Genomic DNA, 24,342 nt, shown 5'->3' with positions numbered 1-24,342 from the left:
CTAAAACTGTAATCGTAGGGAGGGACTCGTTTCGTCTATGAAACCGATGTTAATAACTTCGATTCGTGACTATGTTCAAATAAAAGGACGTGTCGATCTACAAAATATCGCATGTCATTTTAATTTGCCGGAAAGCGCTTTAATACCCATGCTAAGTTTTTGGGTTAAAAAAGGTATGATAAAGCGTGAAATATCTGATAATCAAACAAATTGTAAAACTAATTTGTGTCATTCATGTATGAAATGTGATTTAGACCAACAAGCGATCTATACATGGGTAACATAATATTTCGGTTTTACTTTCGATTCTTTAGTTTATTTACTTATCCTAATTTTTTTATTATTTACCATAACTCATCGTTAAATAGACTCTATTAAACAGATCAAAATCAAAAAATCTCTATATAATAATTTTGATTTATTATACTCATTTAGTTTTAATAACTTATCAAATGTTTTCATTCATTTCTTTTGATGATTTATTGTTAAGAAGTTTCAGGTTAAACTAATATTTAAGTAAAATTAATAAATCTTCTCTTTTATTAATCTGTATTTATCCACCATTTAATATTTTATTTTTGCGATTACGATCACATAAATGAAGTTATTTATCCTGCAAAATAACAAATGTTAATTATATGAACGTTTGGTCAAAAAGTAAGGAGCTTATATGAAACCAATAGCGATAGGTGCCGATGATGCAGCATTTGAATTTCGAAATAAAATTGTTGATTTTTTAACACAAAAAGGGATTAAAACCATTGATTACAGTAGCGATAAACAAGCCTGTAACTCTTTATATCCCGATGTCGCCAATGCTGTAGCATGTTCGATTAAAAATGGAACACATGATAGAGGGATCTTGATGTGTGGAACAGGAATTGGTGTAGCCATTGCTGCAAATAAAGTACCTGGTATTCGTGCTGCACAATGTCATGATATTTTTTCTGCAGAAAGAGCCAGAAAAAGCAATAATGCACAAATAATGACGATGGGAGCAAGGGTAATAGGTATAGAGTTAGCTAAAAAATTAGTACAAGCATGGCTTGAATCTGAATTTGAAGGCGGAGGTTCAACGGTTAAAGTTGAACGAATTAACCATTATGATAAGCTATATAATAAGTAATTATTATATAAAGATTTATACTAAATTTATTGAAATAAATGGTTTAAAAAAGTTATTATAAGTGTCAGGATTTCACTTTTATTTTTAAGTCGTTTTCGATGTTTTTTAGTAAATGATGACTACAAAAATAGCTAAATGACAAAGTCGTTTTATTTTTGAATAAATGTTATTATAACCCTAAGTTAATCTCAAGCTATTAAGGATAAAGAAGTATGAGTCAATTAGATGAATTTAAGAAATTAACCGTTGTTGTAGCCGATACAGGAGATATCGATTCTATCAAACAATTTTCCCCTGAAGATGCCACAACTAATCCCTCTCTAGTTTTAAAAGCAGCACAACTTCCCCAATATCGTTACTTGATTGATTCCGCTGTTGAAACCGCTAAAAAATTAGGTGGTAGTAAAGAACAACAACTTGTCAATGCTTGTGACCAAGTTGCAGTGAATATTGGCGCTGAAATTTTAAAATCAGTTCCGGGACGAATATCTACTGAAGTTGATGCACGTTTATCTTTCGATAAACAAGGATGTATTGAAAAAGCTCGACGAATTATTTCACTTTACCAAGAAAAAGGGATTGATAAGTCAAGGATTCTAATCAAAATCGCTTCTACATGGGAAGGCATAAAAGCAGCAGAAGTTCTCGAAAAAGAAGGTATTAATTGTAATCTAACTTTACTATTTTCCTTCGCTCAAGCCCGCGCATGCGCAGAAGTAAATGCCTTTTTGATCTCACCGTTTGTTGGACGTATTTATGACTGGTATCAATCTAAAAAGCCAATAGATCCTTACATTGCTGATGAAGATCCTGGCGTAGTCTCAGTTCGTAATATTTATAACTATTATAAACAACATGGTTATAAAACTATTGTAATGGGTGCTAGCTTCCGTAAAGTCGATCAGATTTTAGCATTGGCTGGTTGTGATAGATTGACTATTTCACCTAATTTATTGGCCGAAATGCAAAAATCTAATGCTCCAGTTGTTCAAAAACTTAATCCTAATCAAACAGTGGTGGCTCGTCCAGCATTGATGACCGAAGCTGAATTTAGATGGCAACATAACAGTGATGCAATGGCTGTTGAAAAACTCGCCGAAGGTATACGAGCATTTGCTGTTGACCAAGGTAAATTAGAAGAAATGATAGGCGCATTATTATAAAAATAAAAGAGGGAGCAATGCTCCCTTTTACTATTTTATTGTTCTTCAAATTTACTAACTTACTAACAAAATTTACCTATTAATTAATAATTATTAAATTACACGATTTATCATTAAAATTTTTATTCTGGAGATAATAACATGAATGCAACAACACTATCTCACCGCGAACTAGCGAATGCGATAAGAGCATTAAGCATGGATGGCGTACAAAAAGCAAAATCAGGTCACCCGGGGGCGCCTATGGGGATGGCTGATATGGCCGAAGTGCTTTGGCGAGGTTTTTTGAAACACAATCCAAATAATCCATCTTGGGCTGATCGTGACCGTTTTGTTTTATCAAATGGTCATGCTTCTATGTTAATTTATAGTTTATTACATTTGACAGGTTATGATTTAACTATTGATGATCTAAAGAATTTCCGTCAATTGCATTCAAAAACCGCAGGTCATCCAGAATATGGACATGTACCGGGCGTTGAAACAACAACGGGACCATTAGGCCAAGGTATTGCTAATGCTGTGGGTATGGCAATAGCAGAAAGAACATTAGCAGCGCAATTTAATAAACCAGGACATGCTATTGTTGATCATCATACTTATGTATTTATGGGTGATGGTTGTATGATGGAAGGGATCTCACATGAAGTGTGTTCACTAGCCGGTACGCTTAAATTAGGTAAACTTATCGCTTTTTATGATGATAATGGAATCTCAATAGATGGTGAAGTTGAAGGATGGTTTACTGATGATACAGCTAAACGTTTCGAAGCGTATGGTTGGCATGTTATTCGTGGTATTGATGGGCATGATGCTCAGGCTCTAGCCCATGCAATTGAGCAAGCACAAGCAGTAACGGATAAACCGTCATTATTAATGTGTAAAACAGTGATTGGTTTTGGCTCCCCTAATAAAGCCGGCAGTCATGAAAGTCATGGCGCACCATTAGGTGATGCTGAAATTGAAGCTACTCGCCAAGCATTAGGATGGACATCACCTGCTTTTGACATTCCAAAAGCATATTATGATGCATGGGATGCTAAAGCAAAAGGTCAACAAATTGAAGCAGAATGGAATACGCGTTTTGATGCTTACGCAAAAGCCTATCCTGATTTAGCCAAAGAGTTTAAACGTCGTACTAATGGTGATTTACCAACTAATTGGCAACAAATAGCAAAAGCATTTGTTGAAAAATTACAAGCGAATCCGGCAACAATCGCAACACGTAAAGCATCACAAAATGCTATTGAAGCTTATGCGCCAGCATTACCTGAATTTTTAGGTGGTTCTGCCGATTTAGCTCCAAGTAATTTAACTATGTGGTCAGGCTCTAAAGAAATCCTTGCTAATCCTGACGGTAATTATATTCATTATGGTGTACGTGAATTTGGAATGTCAGCAATTATGAATGGTATTACCCTGCATGGCGGCTTTATTCCTTATGGTGCAACTTTCTTAATGTTTATGGAGTATGCCCGTAATGCCATTCGAATGGCAGCATTAATGAAAATTCGTTCATTATTTGTTTATACTCATGACTCAATAGGCTTAGGTGAAGATGGACCAACGCATCAGCCTGTAGAGCAAATGGCAAGTTTACGTGTCACACCAAATGTCAGTACTTGGCGTCCATGTGATCAAGTGGAATCGGCAATTGCTTGGCAATATGCAATAGAGCGTAAAGATGGTCCTACAGCATTGATTTTCTCAAGACAAAATTTGAAACAGCAAGATCGCACTAAAGAACAATTAGCTAATGTGTATCGTGGTGGTTATATTTTAAATGATTGTACTGGTACTCCTGAACTTATTATTATTGCGACAGGATCAGAAGTTGAGTTAGCGGTTGAAGCTTATCAGCAACTAACACAACAAGGTCGAAAAGTTCGAGTTGTTTCTATGCCATCAACTGATGCTTTTGATAAGCAAGATCCAACATACAAAGAATCAGTATTACCGTCTTCAGTAACTGCACGTATTGCAATTGAAGCAGGCATTAGTGATTTCTGGTATAAATATGTTGGTTTGAATGGCAAAGTGATTGGCATGACGACTTTTGGTCAATCAGGTCCAGCAGAACAACTATTTAAGGCATATGGTTTCACTTTGGATAATGTTCTTGAACAAGCGAATAGTTTATTGAAATAAATCATTATTAATTTAAAACTCTATCAATTTTCATGGTTGATAGAGTTTTTTATTATATCAATCCTGTTTTGGAATAATTAATCTGCAACTTACTGCCAATATCTGCACCAGATGTGAATAAATCGATGAAAGTTAATCTTACTAAATAACAAACCTTCTTTTTAATGTTAATTATCCTTTATTTATATTAATTAAAAAATAATTGTTAGTTAAAGGGATGAGGATCCTTCTTTAATTTATCGTAAAGAAATAGTTCATTATTGTCCCAATCTTTCACTTTTATAATAAAAAAATCATCTTGCATTATTGGTAATCGAAAGAATTATAGAATATAAGTTGTAGAAGTAAAAATGATGAAACTAAAAGATCATCATTTTCTATTTTTTTAAATAACTGTACTTGAATTCAGCGATAAGAATATACTAAAACGTATAGTTAACCTGAAACATCTTTACAAGATAGTATTATTAATTTAGCTTGATGCACGTTTTAAAATTATTTCTATCGGTTGTTTTTGTATATATATCATTCGACTAATTAATAATAAAGCAGCGATAGAAAGTCCTGAAATAAAACCAATCCAAAATCCAGCTACGCCTAAAGGTTCAATAACAATATTGGTCAATCCTAAAATATAACCAACGGGTAAGCCGAAAATCCAATAGGAAACTAAGGTAATAAATAAAATACTTTTAGTATCTTTATAACCACGAAGCACATTACTAGCTACCACTTGGATATAGTCAGAAACTTGGTAAATAGCAAGTAAAATAATTAATTGTAAACCAATTACCGTCACACTTTCCTCTGTGGTGAAAAGCATAATTATGAAAGATTTAAACAAAATTAATATAAGAGCCACAATAATTGCTACAATTAATGAAATCGCTAAACTGACATAAGCGGTTTGTTTAGCAAGAATAGGCTTATTATTGCCAAGTAAATAACCAACTCGAATACTGGTGGCAACGCCAATTGATAGAGGAATAGCAAAAGTCATGCTGCTAATAGTAAAAATTATTTGGTGAGCAGCTACCGTCGTTTGACCTAAAGGTGCAATAAACAAAGCGACAACGGCAAATAAACTGATTTCAAAAAAGTAAGCTAATGCTAAAGGTGTGCCAAGTATAAAAATTCTTTTAATCACAAGAATATTGATGATCTGCGTGATTGGTGTTTGGCGAATATCCCTTTGTGTGCGGGTAGTTAATGTGAATATTTTGATTAATGCAAACATTAACCAAAAAATAATAGCTGCAGTAATGCCACATCCGACACCACCAAATGCAGGAAAGCCTAATTTACCATAAATTAAAACATAGTTAATTGGAATATTAGCCAGTAGGGCAATAAACATGATAACCATAGCTGGTTTGGTGTTTGATAAGCCTTCACATTGATTACGATAGACTAAAAAGTACAAAAATCCCGGCGCTCCCCACATAATAGCACGCAAAAAGTTTACTGCGACATCTACCATTTCCGGATCAATCGGGTGATCAGTTGTACTTCTTAATGTGATCAATACATCTGAATGATATAAAAATATCATCATAATAATAGATAAAAAAGTTGCAATAACTATTCCTTGGCGGGTATGGTCAGCAATTTGATCACGTTTAGCTGCACCATTTAAATTAGAAATGATGGGAGTCAATACACTAAGTAAACCTTGACCAAATAAAATAGTCGGTAACCAAATAGATACGGCAATGGCTACACCAGATAAGGCTGTAGCACTATAGTGTCCAGCCATCATGGTATCAAAAAAGGTAATAGCGGTTTGTGATACTTGAGCAAGAATCACAGGTACAGCTAGTTTAACTATATTGTTAATTTCTCGTCGGTAATGTAATTTCATAGGTGCCTTATTACTGTTTAACAGTTCCCCATAAATCGTATTCATCGGAATGTTCGATTTTTACCTGTACAATATCACCAACATTAACCTGTTTTTCTTCATTAAGATAAACGACACCATCTATTTCGGGTGCATCAGCCATGCTTCGACCTATCGCCCCTTCATTATCTACTTCATCAATAATGACAGGTAAGATTTTGCCTATTTTGGCCTGAAGTTTCTGTGTCGAGATTTTTTGTTGTAATTGCATAAACCGATCAAAGCGTTGTTGTTTTATCTCTTCTGGAATTTGGTTGGCTAATTCATTAGCTGCCGCACCTTCAACCGGACTATAAGGAAAACACCCAACACGATCTAATTGCGCTTGTGATAGAAAGTCGAGTAATATTTCAAAATCTTGTTCAGTTTCACCCGGGTAACCCACAATAAAGGTCGAACGTAGTGTTATATCAGGGCAGATATTACGCCATTTATCAATTCTTTCTAGGATTTTATCAATAGCGCCAGGGCGCTTCATCGATTTTAAAATCGACGGGCTTGCATGTTGTAATGGTACATCTAAATAAGGCAAAATCTTACCTTCAGCCATTAATGGTATTAAATTATCAATACTTGGGTAGGGATACATATAATGCAGTCTAACCCAGATCCCTAAAGTGGCTAATTGTTCACAAAGGTTTTGTATGTCAGTTTTTAATGGCATGCCATTCCAAAAGTGAGTACGATTTTTAATGTCTATACCATAGGCCGAAGTATCTTGTGCAATAACTAAGAGTTCTTTAACGCCACTTTCAGCTAAACGTTTGGCCTCATCGAGTACATTACCGATAGGGCGACTAGTCATGTCACCGCGAAGCGAAGGAATAATACAGAAAGTACAACGATGATTACATCCTTCAGAAATTTTTAGATAAGCGTAATGTTTAGGCGTTAATTTTATACCTTGCTGAGGTACTAAACTAGTGTAGGGATTATAAGCAGGTTTAGGTGCATATTTGTTTACATGACTTAGTACAACTTCATAGCTGTGAGGGCCAGATATCTCAAGCACTTTTGGGTGTACATTGCGAATTTGATCTTCTTTAGCACCAAGACAACCTGTTACGATCACTTTACCATTTTCATTTAATGCTTCGCCAATTGCTTCGAGCGATTCTTGGACAGCGCTATCGATAAATCCGCAGGTATTAACTATTACCAGATCAGCATTATTATAATTAGGTACTACTTGATAACCTTGAGTACGTAATTCCGTTAAAATTCGCTCGGAGTCAACTAAGTTTTTAGGGCAACCAAGACTCACAAATCCAATTGTTGGGGATGATATATTCATATTAATTATAATTGTATTTTATAGTAAAAGGGGTATTGTTTGATAAATCAATAAAATTTATTTAGAAGTTAATGAAACGTGCTTATTCTAACACATTTAGATTCGGTTGCTACATAGATTTTATCGCTGTTAACTATCATAAGTTGTTCGTTAATAAAGTGAGAAGTAATATCTCTTTTTAACTTTTTTCTGTTAATCCAATAGCATTGATTTAACTGCCATCTTTTTGGGGAATTAAGGAAAATTGATTTTCCTTTATTTTAAATATAAACAAATAAACCCGCCAAAGCGGGTTATAAGTTTTAATGAGTTTAAGTGTTAGACTAAAAAATCTTCTTCAATTTCTTTATTTAAAAATCAATATCTAAACCTAATTGGAATGTTCTACCTGGTGCAGTAAACATATCAAGATATTTATGATCAGAAGTGCTATAAAGTTTATTATTACTTAAGTAATCCCAATATTTCTGATCAGTCAGATTGTAAATACCACCACTTAATTTTACGTTTTTAGTAAAGTTAACATAACCGGTTAAATCGATAACGCCATGCCCAGCTATTCTGAAGTATTCATCATTTGAGTCAGTAATAGGCGTTCCATCATTGCGATACGATTCACGATTAGTGGATTCTGCCTTTTTGCCTTTTTGGAACGTTGAAGTTAATGCAACACCATAAAATTTGTTTGGATCATCCCATGCTAAACCAATAGTTGTTTTCATTGGTGCTACAGAGTCCATATCGATATATTTATCGCCTAAATAACTTGATTTTGATTTACCTTGATTATAACCAATAGCAAATCTCGCACTTAATCCGTTAACTGATTCAAACCATGTTCCAATATTAAATTCACTGCTTAATTCAGCACCATAAATATAGGCTTTATCGCGATTTTCAGCTTGATATGTGAAGCTGTTGTTTGCGCCTGCAAAGTTCTTTTTATAGCGAGTAAAGGCAATAAAGTTTTTATATTTGTTATAGAAAGCCGCTGTTGATAGAGTAATTCCTGAAACGGGTTGTCCTTTTAAGCCAACTTCAAAATTGTTGCCGGTTTCTGTTTTTAAGTCTGAGTTACCTACTAGTACATACATTTTGCTATGAGCTAAGTATGAACCATATAATTGATTTTGATTAGGCATTTGCGCACTACGTTTATATTGTAGATAAGCGGTAAAACTAGGGTTAATGTCGTACATAAATGCTAATGACGGTAAAAGTTGGAAGTCACTATTACTTTTATATTGTGTTCCTAATTGTGATGAATTGATATTTGAAACAGACATATTTTCTAAATTACGTGGTTTGGTATTTTGGTATACACCTCTAAGACCCGGTACCACATAGTAGTTATTAATACCATTGATATTAAAGCTAATACGATCTTCAATAAATCCACCTAGTTGATAAGAACGGCTATCAGCTTGTGGTTTGGTATAATTACCGTCAGGAAACAACCCGTTATTGGTGTCTTTATTGGATGTGTAAAAAGGTGATTCATCTTCACTCCATTTACCATTTAATCCCGCGCTGATTCTTTGATTTTCGTAACTTTTTAATAAAGTTGTGATAAAGTTATATGCTTTAGTATTATAGTTGGTTTGAATGTTATAATTACCATTATCTTTTGAATGCAGATCGGTATTATCATATACATTAGTACGTTGATAATTGACCTGAGTGGTGAGAGTGTCAATCCAGCTAATATTAGTAGGTTGCCATTGATCTTTGATAGCTAAATTAAAACGATTGTTTTTGCTTCTTTGATGATCATAAGATTCAATATTTTTACCTTTATTATCCCATGTATCGTAATGAGAGTTTTTGGTCTTGTTATTATAATCAATAGTTGTATTTAATAAATGTTCGTCGGTCATTTGCCAACCAAAACCCGCTAATATTGAATTAGAGTGCCAGTTTTCCGGATAACTATTAATTGAATCTCCATGATTTCGTGTTTGTTGACCATCACGACGGCTTAATACCAAAATTCCATTGAGATAATCATCACCACCGACCATAGTTATACCTTGATGATAACTTCTATCAGCACTATCGTAATTATTTTGGAAACCAAAATAACTAGTTTTACCAGGGTAAAGATAATAACTGGCGGTCTTAGTTTGAAAAGAAACCGAACCTCCTAAGGCATTATTGGCATTACTCACCGATGTAGCACCTGATTGAATATCTACTTTGTTGTACATATAAGTATCAAGGTAATCACGACCTATACCATAAGTACCAAAACCAACTCTTCCTACAGAATTGACCCGTCCTTGTGCAATAGGTAATGGCATTCCGTCAATATCGATAGATACCCGGTTAGCATCTAAACCACGAATATTATAACCTGTAAAACCACCTCTATCCCAGCTACTTTTGCCTGTCCCTGAACCTGATATGTTTCCCGGTGCTGAAATGAGTGGTTGGTAACGCATAATTGTACCAAAATTAGTTCCACCATTACGTCTGATGTCATTTTCAGATATTTCTGTATTGGTACCGGGTTTTTTAGTTGCTTCCTGTGCGGTAACAGTCATAGTTTCTGTTACTTTGTCATCATCTGTCGTTTCAGCAGCAATAGCTGGCACGACAAAAGTTAAACCTAAAGCTAACGTACTTGTTTTTTTTAAATTTTTAAAATTTAGCATTTTAATCCTTTCATAACAAAATAAATTATAAATTTTTCAATCAGTTAGTTTATATTAATCACAATATAATTCTTTTTTACTTCTTAATTTACTTAGCTTTTTGGGTTAAGTGTAAGTAAATTTTTATTATCTAATGTTTAATTGTAAATTATTGCGGATAAAAACCTTGATAAAGTATATCTGCGACTTCATCAACTCTTGGTCCAATACCAAATAGATAACTATCATCAATAATCATGATACGATGGTTTTTAAAGGCATTCGTTTCAGTTATACCTGGAATTGTATTTACTTTGTCTTTACCGCCCAATTGGTCAATAGAATGACTGTTGAAGATAATGACTTCAGGATTTAAAGCAATTAATGATTCGGCGGTATAGCTTTTATAACTTGTATGCGTTGCTAGGTTTTCACCACCAGCAATATTGATAAGAGCATCAGCAGTTGTGTTTTTTCCTGCTACTGAATTAGTTCCACCCATACTCATTAAAAATAACACCTTCACTTTATTAGGGTGAGTAGAGATTTTTTCTTGAATTTTTGATAGGTTAGATTTAATTTTATTTATTAGTTCTTGCCCTTGTGATTGTTTATTCAATTTATTGGCAATTTTTTCTATATTACTATAGAGCAAATCAAGTGTGCCAGGGATACGTTGTAGTGACAATACGTCAACTTTCGCTTGAGTAACTTGACTTATAACATTGTCTGGCTCTATATCATTTAATGTTATAAAAAGAGATGGTTTAAGGGATAAGATTCCTTCAATATTTAGTAACTTCCAATAACCGATTTGTGGGAGCTTGTTAACCTCTTCAGGATAATTACTTGTTTTATCAACACCAACTACTTGATCTCCTGCGCCTAAAGCAAAAATAATTTCAGTTAGTGAGCCACCTGCAACAACAATTCTTTCATTAGCTGAACTAAAATTAAATAAACTGTTGAAGGTAAAAATTAACAAAAATATACTTATTTTTGCAGCTATTTTTTTCTTCATTATTCATTTCCCTATTTATTTTTTAAAAAATTGAGCCGCATAATAGTATTGAAAATAATAACTATTATCAATAAAACTATAAAATTTTTTTTATTAATTTTGTTGTATCTGACTATTTTATTTATTTAATATCTTTGAATTAACAATAAAAAAGTATATTTAATTGATAATTCTTGATTATCTTTTAAATTGCTTATTTGTCTGAAGTCTTTCAAAAAATAATCAAAAAGCAGCTATTTATAAAAAAAGTAAATAAAAACATTGATAAATGATAATAATTATTATTTAATTTAAAAAAGGATTATAAATATAAGAATTGTTGTTATGGAATCAATAGATGTCAGCCCTTATTATGCTTTAAATTCAGTTTTACCTTTTAAAGATCGCTGGGCAGTAATGCCTTTGCAAGCAAGTTTACCCTTAAGTTCGAATGAAGTTGATCAGCAATGGGAAATAATACAAAACAGTGAGTTAACAGGGAAAAAAAGGTTAATATATATTCATATCCCTTTCTGTGATATTCACTGTCAATTTTGTGGTTTTTATCAAAACCCATTACGAAAATTTGATACGAAAACTTACGTCGATTATTTATTGCAAGAAATATCTCTAGAAATCAATAGTAAAGCTATGCAATCGGCACCTATTCATGCTATCTATTTTGGTGGTGGAACACCTTCAGCATTAGCTGCGGGTCAACTAGCTAGAGTTATTAGTTACTTAAAACAATATGCTCCGTTAGCACCTGATTGTGAAATTACTATAGAAGGTCGTATTTCAGATTTTGATGATGATCGTATCGATAGTTATATTGAAGCCGGAGCTAACCGTTTTTCGATAGGCATTCAAACATTTAATACTGAAATTAGACAAAGGCTAGGTCGTCAATCAACTGAACAACAAATTATCCAAGGTTTTGAACGCATTGCTTTGCGAGACAGTGTGGCATTAGTTTGTGATTTAATGTTTGGATTACCCAATCAAAACGCTCAAACTTGGCAACGAGATTTACAAATTGCTGATAGTTTACCTTTAGATGGTGTTGACCTTTATTCGCTAAATCTTTTACCAACTACTCCTTTGGCTAAAGGAGTAGAAAATAACCGTATTGTATTGCCGACAGTGACTGATAAATGTGATTTTTATCATCAAGGTGCCAACTTTTTGGCTAAACAAGGTTGGTTGCATTTAACTAATGCTCACTGGGCTAAAACAACGCGAGAACGTAATTTATATAATTCTTTAATCAAACAAGGTTCACATTTTTTTGCTTTTGGTTCGTGTGCTGGTGGGCGTTTAGGTGGGCAATCATACATGTTACATCGAGATTTAAACCTGTATTATGCTACGTTGGATCAAGGGAAAAAACCTTTAATGATGTTAACAGGAAAATCATTATTGGGTGATTGGCTATATCAGCTACAAGCAGGAATTGAAAAAGGAAGAGTAGATTTAACTAAATTAACTAAACATAGTGAGTTGTTTGATCCTTTAATTGAGCAGTGGCAGCAAGTTGGTTTATTACTAAATCAGGATCGTTGTTTGAATTTAACTTTATCAGGTCGTTTTTGGTCAAGTAATATCCTTCAAGCATTACAGCAACTATTGTTGCAACTAAATAATCCTGAACATATAGAATTACAAAAAGAGATGGCACAAAAACGACAATTAATGAAAGCAGGTCATGCTATGCCTACATCACATTCACATAAACAAAACACGCAAACAACATTACATAATTAAAAGGTATCAACATGGTAGATAAACTAACATTTAATAAAAAATTAGCAGATTATATGCAAAGCAATCCTGAAGAGTTATTAGAAAAAATAGCTCAAGATCATCAAGTTACCTTGACACAAGTTATCCAAGCGTTACCAAATGCAAAAATAGTGGATGGTGATAATTTTGATGCTGTTTGGAATGAAGTTTCTACTTGGGGTGAGGTAATGTTTTTGATTCATTCTGGTGATATTATTGCAGAAATCTCAGGTGAATTACCTCCAGGTACACATAGTGATAAATATTTCAATTTACGACATCAAAAAGGATTAAGTGGTCACATTAGGGCTGAACATTGTCAATATATTGCCTTTATTGAGCGAAAATTTATGAAGATGTCAACTGCATCTATTATATTCCTCAATCATAGTGGACAATCAATGTTCAAAATTTTTGTTGGTCGTGATTCTAAACATCAATTAAAAACGGATCAATTAGAAAAATATAGATCATTAGTACAAAAACTTAATTAAGAATTAAAATAGCATGAAAACATTATTAATTTTTGGTATAAGTCCGAAATTAGGGACAGGCTATCAGATCTCTCAATTAGCAATACAATGCCAGCCCAAGTGGCGTTGTATTGTTTTAGTCCGAGATGCAAATTTTGCAAAACAGTTAGCTGAACAAGGGATAGAAGCTTATGTTGGAGATGCTACTGATGCTTCATTAGTAAAGAAATTATGTGAATTAGCAGGATCAAATGCGACAATTATTTCGACCTTAGGTGGCATTACTGGTAACTACATTGCACAGCGAACGATTATTGATTGTGCTGAACAAACAGACATTAATCATATGGTGTTAGTCACTTCATTAGGTTGTGGTGATTCATGGCCAACATTATCTGCACGCGCTAAACAAGCATTTGGTCAAGCAGTAAGAGAAAAGTCTTTAGCTGAGGTATGGTTACAAACAAGTTCTTTAAATTATCTAATTTTAAGACCCGGAGGTCTTGTCGATGGTGACGCAACAGGTGAAGGGCGTTGTTATCATCAGCAAGAAGTTCATGGTTTTATACATCGTACTGAATTAGCAAGACTAATCATAAACAAGATTGATGATCAACAAATTGATAATCGTATCTATAGTGTAATTGAACCTAGTTTAAAAATAAATTATTAGTAATTTAACCATATGATTAAATCGATAGTAGTAACGAGGTTAATTGGTGCGCAATTATAATCATCGAGCTTTATTATGGGGACTGTGTGCCATTCTTTTGATATTAATTATCTTTTCGGCAAACTCAGGTGCGTTAAAATTTTCTATCACCCAATTAATAACTATGTCCCATGATGATCCATTATGGAATATCTGGTTAAATGTGCGCTTACCTCGAATTGTCTTAGCTGTCATTGTGGGAATGGCATTAGCAACTTCAGGTGCGGTAATGCAAGGTTTATTCAGAAATCCGTTAGCTGATTCTGGTTTACTAGGGATTAGTAGTGGTGCGGGGTTAATGGTCGGCATATCTATTTTATTTCCTGCAATATTTCCACCAATTATGATGCTGTATGGCAAAATGGTAGCAGCCTTTGCAGGAAGTTTGTTTATTTGCTTGTTGATTTATCTTTATAGCCTTAATGAGCAGTGTAATTTGGCAAAAATGATATTATTAGGTGTTGCCATTAATGCTATTATTGGTGCAATAATGGGCTTTTTAAGTTATATCAGTGATGAAGCTCAATTACGACAGATATCTTTATGGTCAATGGGACATTTAGGCAAAGGTTCTTGGGATCTGGTCTTTGTGGCGATGTCGCTTATCATACCTGCATTAATCTGTGTCTTTAATCTCTCTCACCAACTTAATATTTTACAACTTGGTGATGAAGATGCTCACTATCTAGGTATTAATGTACAACGAATTAAGCGATATTTATTATTACTCTCTTCTGTACTTATTGGCACATCAGTTGCGGTAAGTGGAATTATTGCTTTTGTCGGTTTGGTTGTTCCTCATATGATTAGGTTACGTATTGGTGCTAATCACAGTTGGTTATTACCAGGTTCGGCTCTCGGCGGTGCATGTTTGTTATTGCTAGCTGATACGTTAGCCAGAACATTAGTTGCTCCAACTGAAATTCCTGTAGGACTTTTTACCAGTCTAATTGGTGGCCCTTATTTCCTTTGGTTAATTTTAAGGCATAAATAGTAGATGGAATTCAATTATGTTAACAGCTGAACACTTAACTTTTCATTGTGCAACTAGAACTTTAATTGATGATGTATCTTTAAATATAAATGCAGGTGAAATCGTCGTTATTATCGGACCAAATGGTGCGGGTAAATCAACTCTTTTACGTTTGTTAACAGGTTATCAAGCTCCTTCTTCCGGTGAGTGCTATTTACTTAATCAACCTTTATCTCAATGGTCTGCAAAACAATTAGCTAAACTAAGAACGGTGATGATTCAACAAAGTCAGCTATCTTTCCCTTTTAAGGTTAAAGAAGTTGTAGCTATGGGACGGGCGCCATACGGTAAAGCTCATTGTGTTGAAGCCATAGATGAAACAATGCTTCAAACTGATTGTTTAAGATTAGCAGATCGTGATTATCGTAGTTTGTCCGGAGGAGAACAACAACGCGTACAGTTAGCACGAGTATTAGCCCAATTATGGCAACCTGAGCCAAGCGAAAAATTACTCTTTTTAGATGAACCGACGTCAGCTTTGGATTTATATCATCAACAACACACATTACGATTATTAAAACAGTTAGCGACCAATCAACGTTTAGCTGTTTGTTGTATATTGCATGATTTAAATTTAGCCGCTTTATATGCTGATAAAATAATATTATTAAATCAAGGTAAAATTGTTGAACAAGGAACACCAGTTGAAGTATTAACAGTGGAAAATATTCATAAGTGGTATGGTGTTGAATTGGGTATCTATCATCATCCTAATAACACTTTAGTTCCGCAGATCTATTTAAATCCTTAATTTTAAAATAACCATTTAGCATCACTGCTTTTTAACCGTGTTTAGGTATATAATTGTACAAACTTAATCTGCTGGTGGAGCATTATGGCTAACTTAGATAATACTAATTCAATTCCTGCTTCTCGTTTTGTATCGGCTGAACCTGTGTTTAGCTGTCAATTGGATGGTAAAGGAAAAGCAATCCCATTAAGTAATCAAAGTGAAGCAACAATTCAACAACCATGTTGGATCCATTTAGATTTTGCAAAACCAGAAACCATTAAATGGATTCGTTCGACCGATCTGATCCCTGATTTAGTCAAAAATGAACTAATTAAACCTAACCAAATTTCAAAAGAAATTCGCTTTGATTCCGGTATTTTAGTTGTTTTAAAAGGTGTAAATTACATACCTAATGAACTACCAGATCCAATCGTTACCTTTCGATTTTATATTACAGATAACTTAATTATATCAACTCGACATCAGCAAATTGATGCTATTTTTCAATTAAAAGATAATTTAGAAAAAGGGATCGGTCCGGTTGATGTAGCGGATTGGTTAATTCAAATATCCGAATTAATCAGTGATCAAGTCAATTTATCTTTTGACAGTGTACATAATAAGATCATTAAACTTGAAGATTTAGTATTGAATCAACGCATATTTTCTCATAAAGAAATAGGGCGAGTGCGTAAACAATTAATTGTGTTGAGGCGATTATTATCGCCTCAGCGAGATATTTTTGTGAAAATTTCTACCGAAAGAATTTCTTGGATAGATGATAATGATCGCCAACGATTGCATGATATTTCTAATCAACAAAATCATTATGTATCAGATATTGATAGTTGTTTACTTAGGTTGGCTTCAATAATGGAGCAAATCAATAGCTTTTTAGCTGAATCTACTAATAAACGTATCTATTTAATGTCACTATTTACTATCATTTTTACACCAATAACATTTTTAACTAGTTTACTAGGGGTAAATTTATCGGGTATACCATTTAATGATCAACAATGGTCTTTTGTTGGTTTAGTATTAGTCATTCTTGCAATTTGTCTTGGCTCTGCAATTTGGCTAAAATTCAAAAAATGGTGGTAACTTTGTTTACTATTTTTAACAATACTAATGGAAATAAGTGGTCATGAATTTTTATAAAGTTGAAGACACACATATTATTAGATCACTATTTAAGAATGTTCATCAAACTTTGATTCAGGCTTATTGGCAAGGAAAAATAGGAATTGCTTATACTGATAATTTATTACAACCTAGCTCAGCTTTTATTAATATTGGTTGTTTCTTTTTTTTCGCAGGTATACCAAATTCTGATATTCTTCGCTTCAAACCCAAAGAGTACAGTGAAAAGTACGCTATATTTATTCCAACTAATGAAAAATGGCATATTTTAGTAGAAAATAGCTATCCTGAAAACTTTGAAAAAATTACACGTTATAGTTTTTGTCAAAATACTACATTTGATATTGAAAAACTTCAATCTATGATTTCAACATTACCCCAAGATTATCAATTACAACGTATTGATAATAAATGTTATCGAAATATTGTTAGATCTAAATGGGCAAAAGATTTATGTAGCAATTTTGCCTCTTATTCAGAATTTGAAAAGTCGGGTCTAGGTTTTGTTATTTTAAAAAATAATGTTATTGTTTCCGGCGCTTCATCATATCTTGTATATGATAATGGTATTGAAATTGAAGTTGATACTAGAGAGGATGAAAGAAGAAATGGATTAGCACTGATTTGTTGTGCCAAACTAATTTTGAGTTGTTTAGAGAATCATATTTATCCTAATTGGGATGCCCATAATCAACAATCTTTAAAATTGGCGACAAAATTAGGTTACAAATTTGATAGAGCCTATCAGGCATATGTTGTTTGGAATTTTTAATGAATACTATTTTTTATGCAATTTAATCAATCTTACCGTTTATTTATTGCCGAAAAACCTAGTCTTGCAAGAGCTATCGCTGATGTTTTACCTAAACCTCTTCAAAAAGGTAATGGTTTTATTCGTGCGGGAAATGGTGATATTGTTAGCTGGTGCATTGGACACTTGCTAGAGCAAGCAACACCAGAAGTTTATGATGAGCGTTATAAAAAATGGCTAATTAATGATTTACCGATTGTACCTGACAAATGGATATTGATGCCCAAAAGTAATACAGAAAAACAATTTAATATTTTAGTCGAATTAATCAAATCAGCAGATCAAATAATTCACGCAGGTGATCCTGATAGAGAAGGTCAATTACTTGTTGATGAAGTATTAAATTATTGTCAATTATCACCAGATAAACGCAAAACAATTCAGCGTTGTTTAATCAGTGATTTAAATGCGAGTGCCGTTGAGAAATCACTTGAACAGTTACGTAGTAATCAAGATTTCATTCCACTTTCTACTTCGGCATTAGCAAGAGCTAGAGCGGATTGGCTATATGGCATTAATATGAGTCGACTTTGTACTATTGTGGGGCAAAAAAATGGTTATCGTGGTGTATTGTCAATAGGAAGAGTACAGACTCCCATTTTAGGTTTAGTCGTTCGACGAGATTTAGATATTGAACAATTTGTTCCTAAACCCTTTTATGAAGTTTTTGCTGTATTAGAAACCAAACATAAAGAAATATTTAAAGCGAAGTGGCAACCCAGTGAAGCCTGCACTCCTTATCAAGATGAAGAGGGAAGAGTTTTAGTTAAAGGGCTAGCTGAAAATGTGTGTCAACGAATTAAAAACCAAAACGGTACAATTGATAAAGTCAGTAATAAAAAGAAAGAGTTAGCGCCACCATTACCTTTCAATCTTTCAGCACTACAAATCGAAATGGCTAAAAAAAGCGGATTGAGCGCACAAGATGTACTTGATATTTGCCAGTCACTATACGAGAAACATAAATTAATTACTTATCCAAGATCAGATTGTCGCTTTCTACCTGAGGAACATCTCAAACAGATAAATGGTGTGAAGTTAGCGATTGAAAATAATTGTCCTGAGTTACAAATAGCCATTAATAATGCAGATTTTACCTTACGTTCTAAGGCATGGAATGATAAAAAAGTAGAGGCTCATCATGCCATTATTCCTACGCTACGCAAAGCAAAAATGGAACATTTGACTAATAATGAAAAAACAGTTTATCAAGTTATTGCTACTCAATATTTAGCACAATTTTATCCTGTCTATAAATATGCCGAGTTACAGATTGATGTAGATATTCAAGGTGGTAAATTCATTTCAAAAGCGAACCAAATGTTAGATGAAGGATGGAAAATATTATTTAAGAATAAAAATAATAACAAAGTCGATTCAGATGTAGATAATGATGAAAATAATGCGTTATTAACAAAACTAGTTAAGAAAGGGGAAATAGTACAATGCATTGACGCTGAACTCATAAGTAAAGAGACACAACCGCCTAGACCATTCACCGATGCTACTTTGCTTTCAGCTATGACTGGTATTGCTCGTTTTGTTAAAGATCCTGATATAAAGAAAATACTTCGCGAAACAGATGGACTAGGTACTGAAGCGACAAGAGCAGGGATTATTGAATTATTATTTAAGCGAGGATTTCTAACACGACAAGGTAAATCAATTCGTTCAACAATTGTCGGAAAAAATCTTATTTTTGCCTTACCAGATATTATGTCTACGCCAGATATGACGGCACATTGGGAATTACAACTGGAGGAAATAAGTAAGAAAGACTTTTCTTACCAACAATTCATGCAGCAACTAAATATATCCCTTTTCAATCTAGTTAATCAGTTAAAACACACGCGATTGAATATTAAATCTTAGACCTTATATAAAGTATAAGGATGTGAAAAATATAGATTACTCGTTTTTCTCATCCTTTTGTTTTGAATTTAGATAATAATCAATTGCAATGACGATATATTAAGATATTGGTTGATCTTGTTCTTCTTCTTCGTCAATGACTTCTTCAATAATATTAGTATTAATTTCTTCACTATCTTTAAGAATATTTGCTAATTCACTATTAGCTCTTTTTAAGAACTCATTATCTTTAAGTATTGATCGATAGGTTTTAAATCTTTTTATCGGATTGAGAGCAAATTGCAAGGCAATGATCGCGATAACAAAAATGGTTAAAATTGCAATAATAATGCTCACTATCCAAGGAGAATGAAAAGCTGTATTGATATTAGATATAATAATTATAAAGGCTAGGAAAAATGCTATAGTACTGATTATAACCTCTTTAACCATAAATGGTTTAACAGGTAGAATTTGATTTTGTTTAATAGAAAAGTATTGTGTTAGCAAATTTAATCGTGACAGGTTGATTATATCATTAACATCTGCGTTGACTAATGATATGGCGATTCTTTCTTTTTCTACATTGCCTGATTTATAAAAACACACTTTTTCCCAAAGTAGTTTTTTCTTGATGTTATTAAGATAATCTTTTTGATATTTAGGTTGTGGTGTTTTTTCTAAAATATCAGTATATCTAATAATATTGTCAAAATAATTATCTTTAGAGCGTTTTTTATAGAAAAAACCAATAAAGGAAAGAACGAAAATAATAACCAGATTAATCCAATTGTCTTTTAATAATTCAACAAGTTCCATATTAAATTTCCTAGTTAAAAAATAGTTTGACGATTGTAACTTATATTAAACAAAACTTGTATCAATTATATACTCAATTTCAATTGTTAATACTTTAAGTGCTTTTTTTGTGCAGTTGTAGGCTTTGGGTTTGATAATTTGTTGACTTCTTTCGTTCAAAGGCGTATAAATTGCCCGCCTTTGAGCTTTTCTTACTTTTTTAACTGTAAGGTGGTTAAAAATGAGGGTTAAGAAAAGTTGAAACACAAAGCTTTGAGTTCAATATACAGGAGAAATATGGACGCTCAATCGGGTCACCCCAAAAAGTGGGGAGATAAATTAAAACAAATCTTTATCGGTTAATGAACCTGTCTAAATAGCTATTTTTTCAGTTCACGAACCGAAATTGATAATACGGTAACGGTGAACGATATGCCTTTTTTACGCTATCACACAATTTCAAAACATCATATTACGCAAGCTTTAATGCTTTGTGTTTTATATCTTTCAGAAAAACATTTAGAACCACCGAGTTGTATCTAATTCTTATTTAATTCTTTTATAGGCTTATTTACGTTAAGCAATAGTCTTATTGACTAGTTTTGCTATGCATTAAATATTTGCTTATCACAAATTTTACTTTCTTATAATTAATTTCTAATTATGAGTCAGGATCTTTTTGTCTAAAAAATTATAAGTATAGGTACTAAAGATGACTAAAAAAACATCAAAAATTATGACAGAAACTAATTTAGGGATAAAAGCACTTAATGAGGCTCAAAATAGTCTTGATAGTATTTTGTCTAAATATCAATCCAATCTTGATGGATTAACTCAAGAAAACGCTAAATCACGCTTGGAAAAATATGGCAAAAATGAAGTGGCTAGAGAAAAAGCGCCATCAATATTTATTCAATTATTAATGGCTTTCAATAATCCTTTCATTTTTGTTTTATTAATCTTAGCTATCGTCAGTTTTTTTACTGATTATTGGTTACCTTATCAACAAGGAGAAGAAACGGATATAACCAGTATAATAATTATTTTAACAATGGTGTCACTTAGTGGATTATTACGTTTCTGGCAAGAATTCAGATCTAATAAAGCGGCTGAGGCGTTAAAATCGATGATTCGTACAACTGCGACGGTTTTACGTCGTCCGCATAAAGATATGAATGCTGAAAAGTTTGAAATTCCTTTAAACGAAATTGTACCTGGTGATATTGTTTATTTATCAGCAGGAGATATGATCCCAGCAGATATTCGATTAATTGAATCTCGAGATTTATTTGTTAGTCAAGCTGTGTTAACTGGGGAATCAATACCGGTCGAAAAGTATGATACTTTAGGTGCAGTATCACAAAAAACGACAGAAGAAATAGAAGTTTCTGAAATTACTAAAGATAATATTTTGGATGTCAATAATGTCTGTTTTATGGGAACTAATGTAGTAAGTGGAACAGCAAAAGCCATTGTTGTTGCTACTGGTTCTGATACGCATTTTGGCTCACTAGCAAAATCTATTGTAGGTTCTCGTGCTGAAACATCATTTGATCGCGGTGTAAATAGTGTTAGTTGGTTATTGATTCGATTTATGTTAATTATGGTACCAATTGTACTATTAATTAATGGTTTTTCGAAAGGGGATTGGGGAGAAGCAACCCTTTTTGCTCTAGCGGTTGCGGTAGGATTAACTCCTGAAATGCTACCAATGATTGTTAGTGCCAATCTCGCTAAAGGTGCAGTCGGTATGGCCAAACGTAAAGTTGTGGTCAAACGTCTAAATGCCATTCAAAATTTTGGTGCAATGGATGTACTTTGCACTGATAAAACTGGCACTTTAACTCAAGATAAGATCATCTTAGAACATCACCTTGATATCAATGGACAAATAGATCCATCAGTTTTAGAACTTGCATGGCTTAATAGTTACTATCAAAGTGGTATGAAAAATCTAATGGATAAAGCCATTATTCGTTTTACAGAAGAAAAAACTAGTGTAAAGAAAACGAGTATTGGACATTATTCCAAGATTGATGAATTACCTTTTGATTTTGTACGTCGACGTTTATCAGTAGTAGTGCAAAATGGTGATGATAAACATTTAATGATTTGTAAAGGTGCAGTTGAAGAGATGCTTTCAATTGCTAGTCATGTTTATCAAAATGGTGAATATTTACCATTAGATGCACAGCGTAAACAAGATTTAATTGAACTAGCACATAACTATAATAAAGATGGTTTTAGAGTCTTGGCTGTTGGGATAAAAGAGATCCCTGCTTCAGAAACTAAAAAACAATATAGTGTTAAAGATGAAAAAGAACTAGCTATACGTGGATTTTTGACTTTTTTAGATCCGCCAAAAGAAAGTGCTTATGAAGCAATCGCAGCATTGAATGAACATGGTGTTAGCGTAAAAGTTCTAACAGGGGATAACGAAATAATTACCATTAAAGTTTGTCGTGAAGTTGGATTAGAGCCGGGTATTCCACTACTTGGTGTCGAAATCGAAAAGATGGATGATATTGAACTTAAAAAACAAATTGAACAACGTACAATCTTTGCAAAACTAACACCGTTACAAAAATCTCGAATCATCCGATTATTGCAGGAAAATGGTCATACGGTTGGTTTTTTGGGTGACGGAATTAATGATGCTCCAGCACTACGCGATGCTGATGTTGGTATTTCGGTTGATACTGCCACTGATATTGCAAAAGAATCTGCAGATATTATATTACTTGAAAAGAGTTTAATGGTCTTAGAAGAAGGGGTGATTTGTGGACGTGAAACTTTTGGTAATATAATGAAATATCTTAATATGACGGCAAGTTCAAATTTTGGAAATATTTTTTCAGTATTAGTCGCAAGTGCATTTTTACCTTTTTTACCAATGTTAGCAATTCACTTATTAATACAGAATTTGTTATATGATATTTCTCAATTATCATTACCATGGGATAAAATGGATGAAGAGTTTATTCAAAAACCTCGTAAGTGGGACGCCCCTAATATTGGTCGTTTTATGATCTGGATAGGGCCAACATCTTCCATTTTTGATATTACAACCTATGCATTAATGTGGTTTGTATTTAGTGCAAATAGTGTTGAGGCTCAATCTCTTTTCCATTCTGGATGGTTTATTGAAGGATTACTATCACAAACATTAGTTGTTCATATGCTTAGAACACAGAAAATCCCGTTTGTACAAAGTACAGCAGCATTTCCTGTTATTGTGATGACCATGTTAATTATGGCTATTGGTATCTATATCCCATTCTCACCACTAGGGAGTTTAATTGGGCTTGAGGCATTACCTTGGACGTATTTCCCATGGTTAGTAGGTACATTATTTTGTTATTGCTGTGTTGCTCAATTAATGAAACGTATTTATATAAAACGTTTTGGACAGTGGTTCTAATTAGTGGCAGAAGATAAGTAATAATATGATTATTACTTATCTACTTCATCAATAACTGATTTAAACTTAAATGAGTATTTTAAAAGTAAATAAAAAGGAAAGGTTTTCTTGATTTTTTTAAAAAAAATATTATATATTGTATAATATATAAATAACTATAACAAAAAGGAGAATTACATATGAAAACTCCACATAAAAATTTAATTATGTTGATTAAAACTCGCAAACAAAAAAAAGCTCAACAGCTATTAGCTAAGTAACTTTTATTGATTTATTTTAATCATTCTTTTAAATATAAATAACCCCCTTTAAAGGGGGTTA

At 33.1% G+C, this 24,342-nt stretch carries 18 protein-coding genes; 13 read left to right on the top strand and 5 right to left on the bottom strand.

What is annotated here, in order from left to right; translation table 11 throughout:
- Positions 1–37: 37 nt before the first annotated feature.
- The 4 genes from A9G11_RS11650 to tkt all read left to right on the top strand — a co-directional run bounded on the left by A9G11_RS11650 (position 38) and on the right by tkt (position 4,437).
- The gene (locus A9G11_RS11650) at positions 38–286 is read left to right on the top strand and encodes a FeoC-like transcriptional regulator (protein ID WP_065619784.1); all 249 of its coding nucleotides are present in this window, start codon (positions 38–40) and stop codon (positions 284–286) included.
- A 384-nt stretch (positions 287–670) separates the two neighbouring features.
- Positions 671–1,126, top strand: a complete 456-nt coding sequence (gene rpiB / locus A9G11_RS11645; RefSeq protein WP_065619783.1) for a ribose 5-phosphate isomerase B — start codon at positions 671–673, stop codon at positions 1,124–1,126.
- A gap of 212 nt (positions 1,127–1,338) precedes the next feature.
- Positions 1,339–2,289, top strand: a complete 951-nt coding sequence (gene tal, locus A9G11_RS11640; RefSeq protein ID WP_065619782.1) for a transaldolase — start codon at positions 1,339–1,341, stop codon at positions 2,287–2,289.
- Positions 2,290–2,430: 141 nt separating this feature from the next.
- Positions 2,431–4,437 carry a transketolase gene (tkt, locus tag A9G11_RS11635; RefSeq protein WP_065619781.1) on the top strand — a complete coding sequence of 669 codons (2,007 nt, stop codon included), beginning with the start codon at positions 2,431–2,433 and terminating at the stop codon, positions 4,435–4,437.
- 472 nt (positions 4,438–4,909) lie between these two features.
- Here the strand turns inward: tkt and A9G11_RS11630 are convergent, their stop codons facing one another.
- The 4 genes from A9G11_RS11630 to A9G11_RS11615 form a co-directional block, all read right to left on the bottom strand.
- A complete protein-coding gene (locus A9G11_RS11630) occupies positions 4,910–6,298 on the bottom strand; it encodes an MATE family efflux transporter (RefSeq protein WP_065619790.1) in 1,389 nt (462 codons plus the stop codon).
- A gap of 10 nt (positions 6,299–6,308) precedes the next feature.
- Positions 6,309–7,631: a 30S ribosomal protein S12 methylthiotransferase RimO gene (gene rimO, locus A9G11_RS11625; RefSeq protein ID WP_065619780.1), complete on the bottom strand. Its 1,323-nt coding sequence runs from the start codon at positions 7,629–7,631 to the stop codon at positions 6,309–6,311.
- A 350-nt stretch (positions 7,632–7,981) separates the two neighbouring features.
- Positions 7,982–10,285: a TonB-dependent receptor domain-containing protein gene (locus A9G11_RS11620; RefSeq protein WP_065619779.1), complete on the bottom strand. Its 2,304-nt coding sequence runs from the start codon at positions 10,283–10,285 to the stop codon at positions 7,982–7,984.
- A gap of 148 nt (positions 10,286–10,433) precedes the next feature.
- Complete coding sequence (locus A9G11_RS11615) at positions 10,434–11,285, bottom strand: heme/hemin ABC transporter substrate-binding protein (protein WP_081298552.1); 852 nt, start codon at positions 11,283–11,285, stop codon at positions 10,434–10,436.
- Between the two features lie 324 nt (positions 11,286–11,609).
- On the opposite strand from A9G11_RS11615, the gene hutW reads away from it, so the two are divergent.
- The 8 genes from hutW (at position 11,610) to A9G11_RS11575 (ending at position 19,823) form a co-directional block, all read left to right on the top strand.
- Positions 11,610–13,028 (top strand): heme anaerobic degradation radical SAM methyltransferase ChuW/HutW, encoded by a 1,419-nt coding sequence (gene hutW / locus A9G11_RS11610; protein WP_065619778.1) that lies wholly within the window; start codon positions 11,610–11,612, stop codon positions 13,026–13,028.
- Between the two features lie 11 nt (positions 13,029–13,039).
- Positions 13,040–13,540 (top strand): heme utilization cystosolic carrier protein HutX, encoded by a 501-nt coding sequence (gene hutX, locus A9G11_RS11605; RefSeq protein WP_065619777.1) that lies wholly within the window; start codon positions 13,040–13,042, stop codon positions 13,538–13,540.
- Between the two features lie 13 nt (positions 13,541–13,553).
- Positions 13,554–14,192 (top strand): NAD(P)H-binding protein, encoded by a 639-nt coding sequence (locus A9G11_RS11600; protein ID WP_065619776.1) that lies wholly within the window; start codon positions 13,554–13,556, stop codon positions 14,190–14,192.
- A gap of 43 nt (positions 14,193–14,235) precedes the next feature.
- A complete protein-coding gene (locus A9G11_RS11595; protein WP_065619775.1) occupies positions 14,236–15,225 on the top strand; it encodes a FecCD family ABC transporter permease in 990 nt (329 codons plus the stop codon).
- Between the two features lie 16 nt (positions 15,226–15,241).
- On the top strand, positions 15,242–16,015 hold the full coding sequence (locus A9G11_RS11590) for a heme ABC transporter ATP-binding protein (protein ID WP_065619774.1): 774 nt from the start codon (positions 15,242–15,244) through the stop codon (positions 16,013–16,015).
- Positions 16,016–16,099: 84 nt separating this feature from the next.
- On the top strand, positions 16,100–17,101 hold the full coding sequence (gene zntB, locus A9G11_RS11585) for a zinc transporter ZntB (RefSeq protein ID WP_065619773.1): 1,002 nt from the start codon (positions 16,100–16,102) through the stop codon (positions 17,099–17,101).
- A gap of 43 nt (positions 17,102–17,144) precedes the next feature.
- Positions 17,145–17,912 (top strand): GNAT family N-acetyltransferase, encoded by a 768-nt coding sequence (locus A9G11_RS11580; RefSeq protein WP_065619772.1) that lies wholly within the window; start codon positions 17,145–17,147, stop codon positions 17,910–17,912.
- 15 nt (positions 17,913–17,927) lie between these two features.
- Positions 17,928–19,823 (top strand): DNA topoisomerase III, encoded by a 1,896-nt coding sequence (locus A9G11_RS11575; RefSeq protein ID WP_065619771.1) that lies wholly within the window; start codon positions 17,928–17,930, stop codon positions 19,821–19,823.
- A gap of 99 nt (positions 19,824–19,922) precedes the next feature.
- On the opposite strand, the gene A9G11_RS11570 is transcribed toward A9G11_RS11575, so the two are convergent.
- Positions 19,923–20,621 (bottom strand): hypothetical protein, encoded by a 699-nt coding sequence (locus A9G11_RS11570; protein WP_065619770.1) that lies wholly within the window; start codon positions 20,619–20,621, stop codon positions 19,923–19,925.
- 691 nt (positions 20,622–21,312) lie between these two features.
- Here A9G11_RS11570 and mgtA point away from each other — a divergent pair.
- Positions 21,313–24,021, top strand: coding sequence for a magnesium-translocating P-type ATPase (gene mgtA, locus A9G11_RS11565; protein WP_065619769.1), 2,709 nt, complete (start codon positions 21,313–21,315; stop codon positions 24,019–24,021).
- Positions 24,022–24,342 lie beyond the last annotated feature (321 nt).

This window comes from Gilliamella sp. wkB108 (assembly GCF_001690195.1).
GTDB lineage: Bacteria > Pseudomonadota > Gammaproteobacteria > Enterobacterales > Orbaceae > Gilliamella > Gilliamella apicola_L.
The sequence above is the reverse complement of the archived record's forward strand: the minus strand, read 5'-3'. Positions and strand labels throughout refer to the sequence as shown.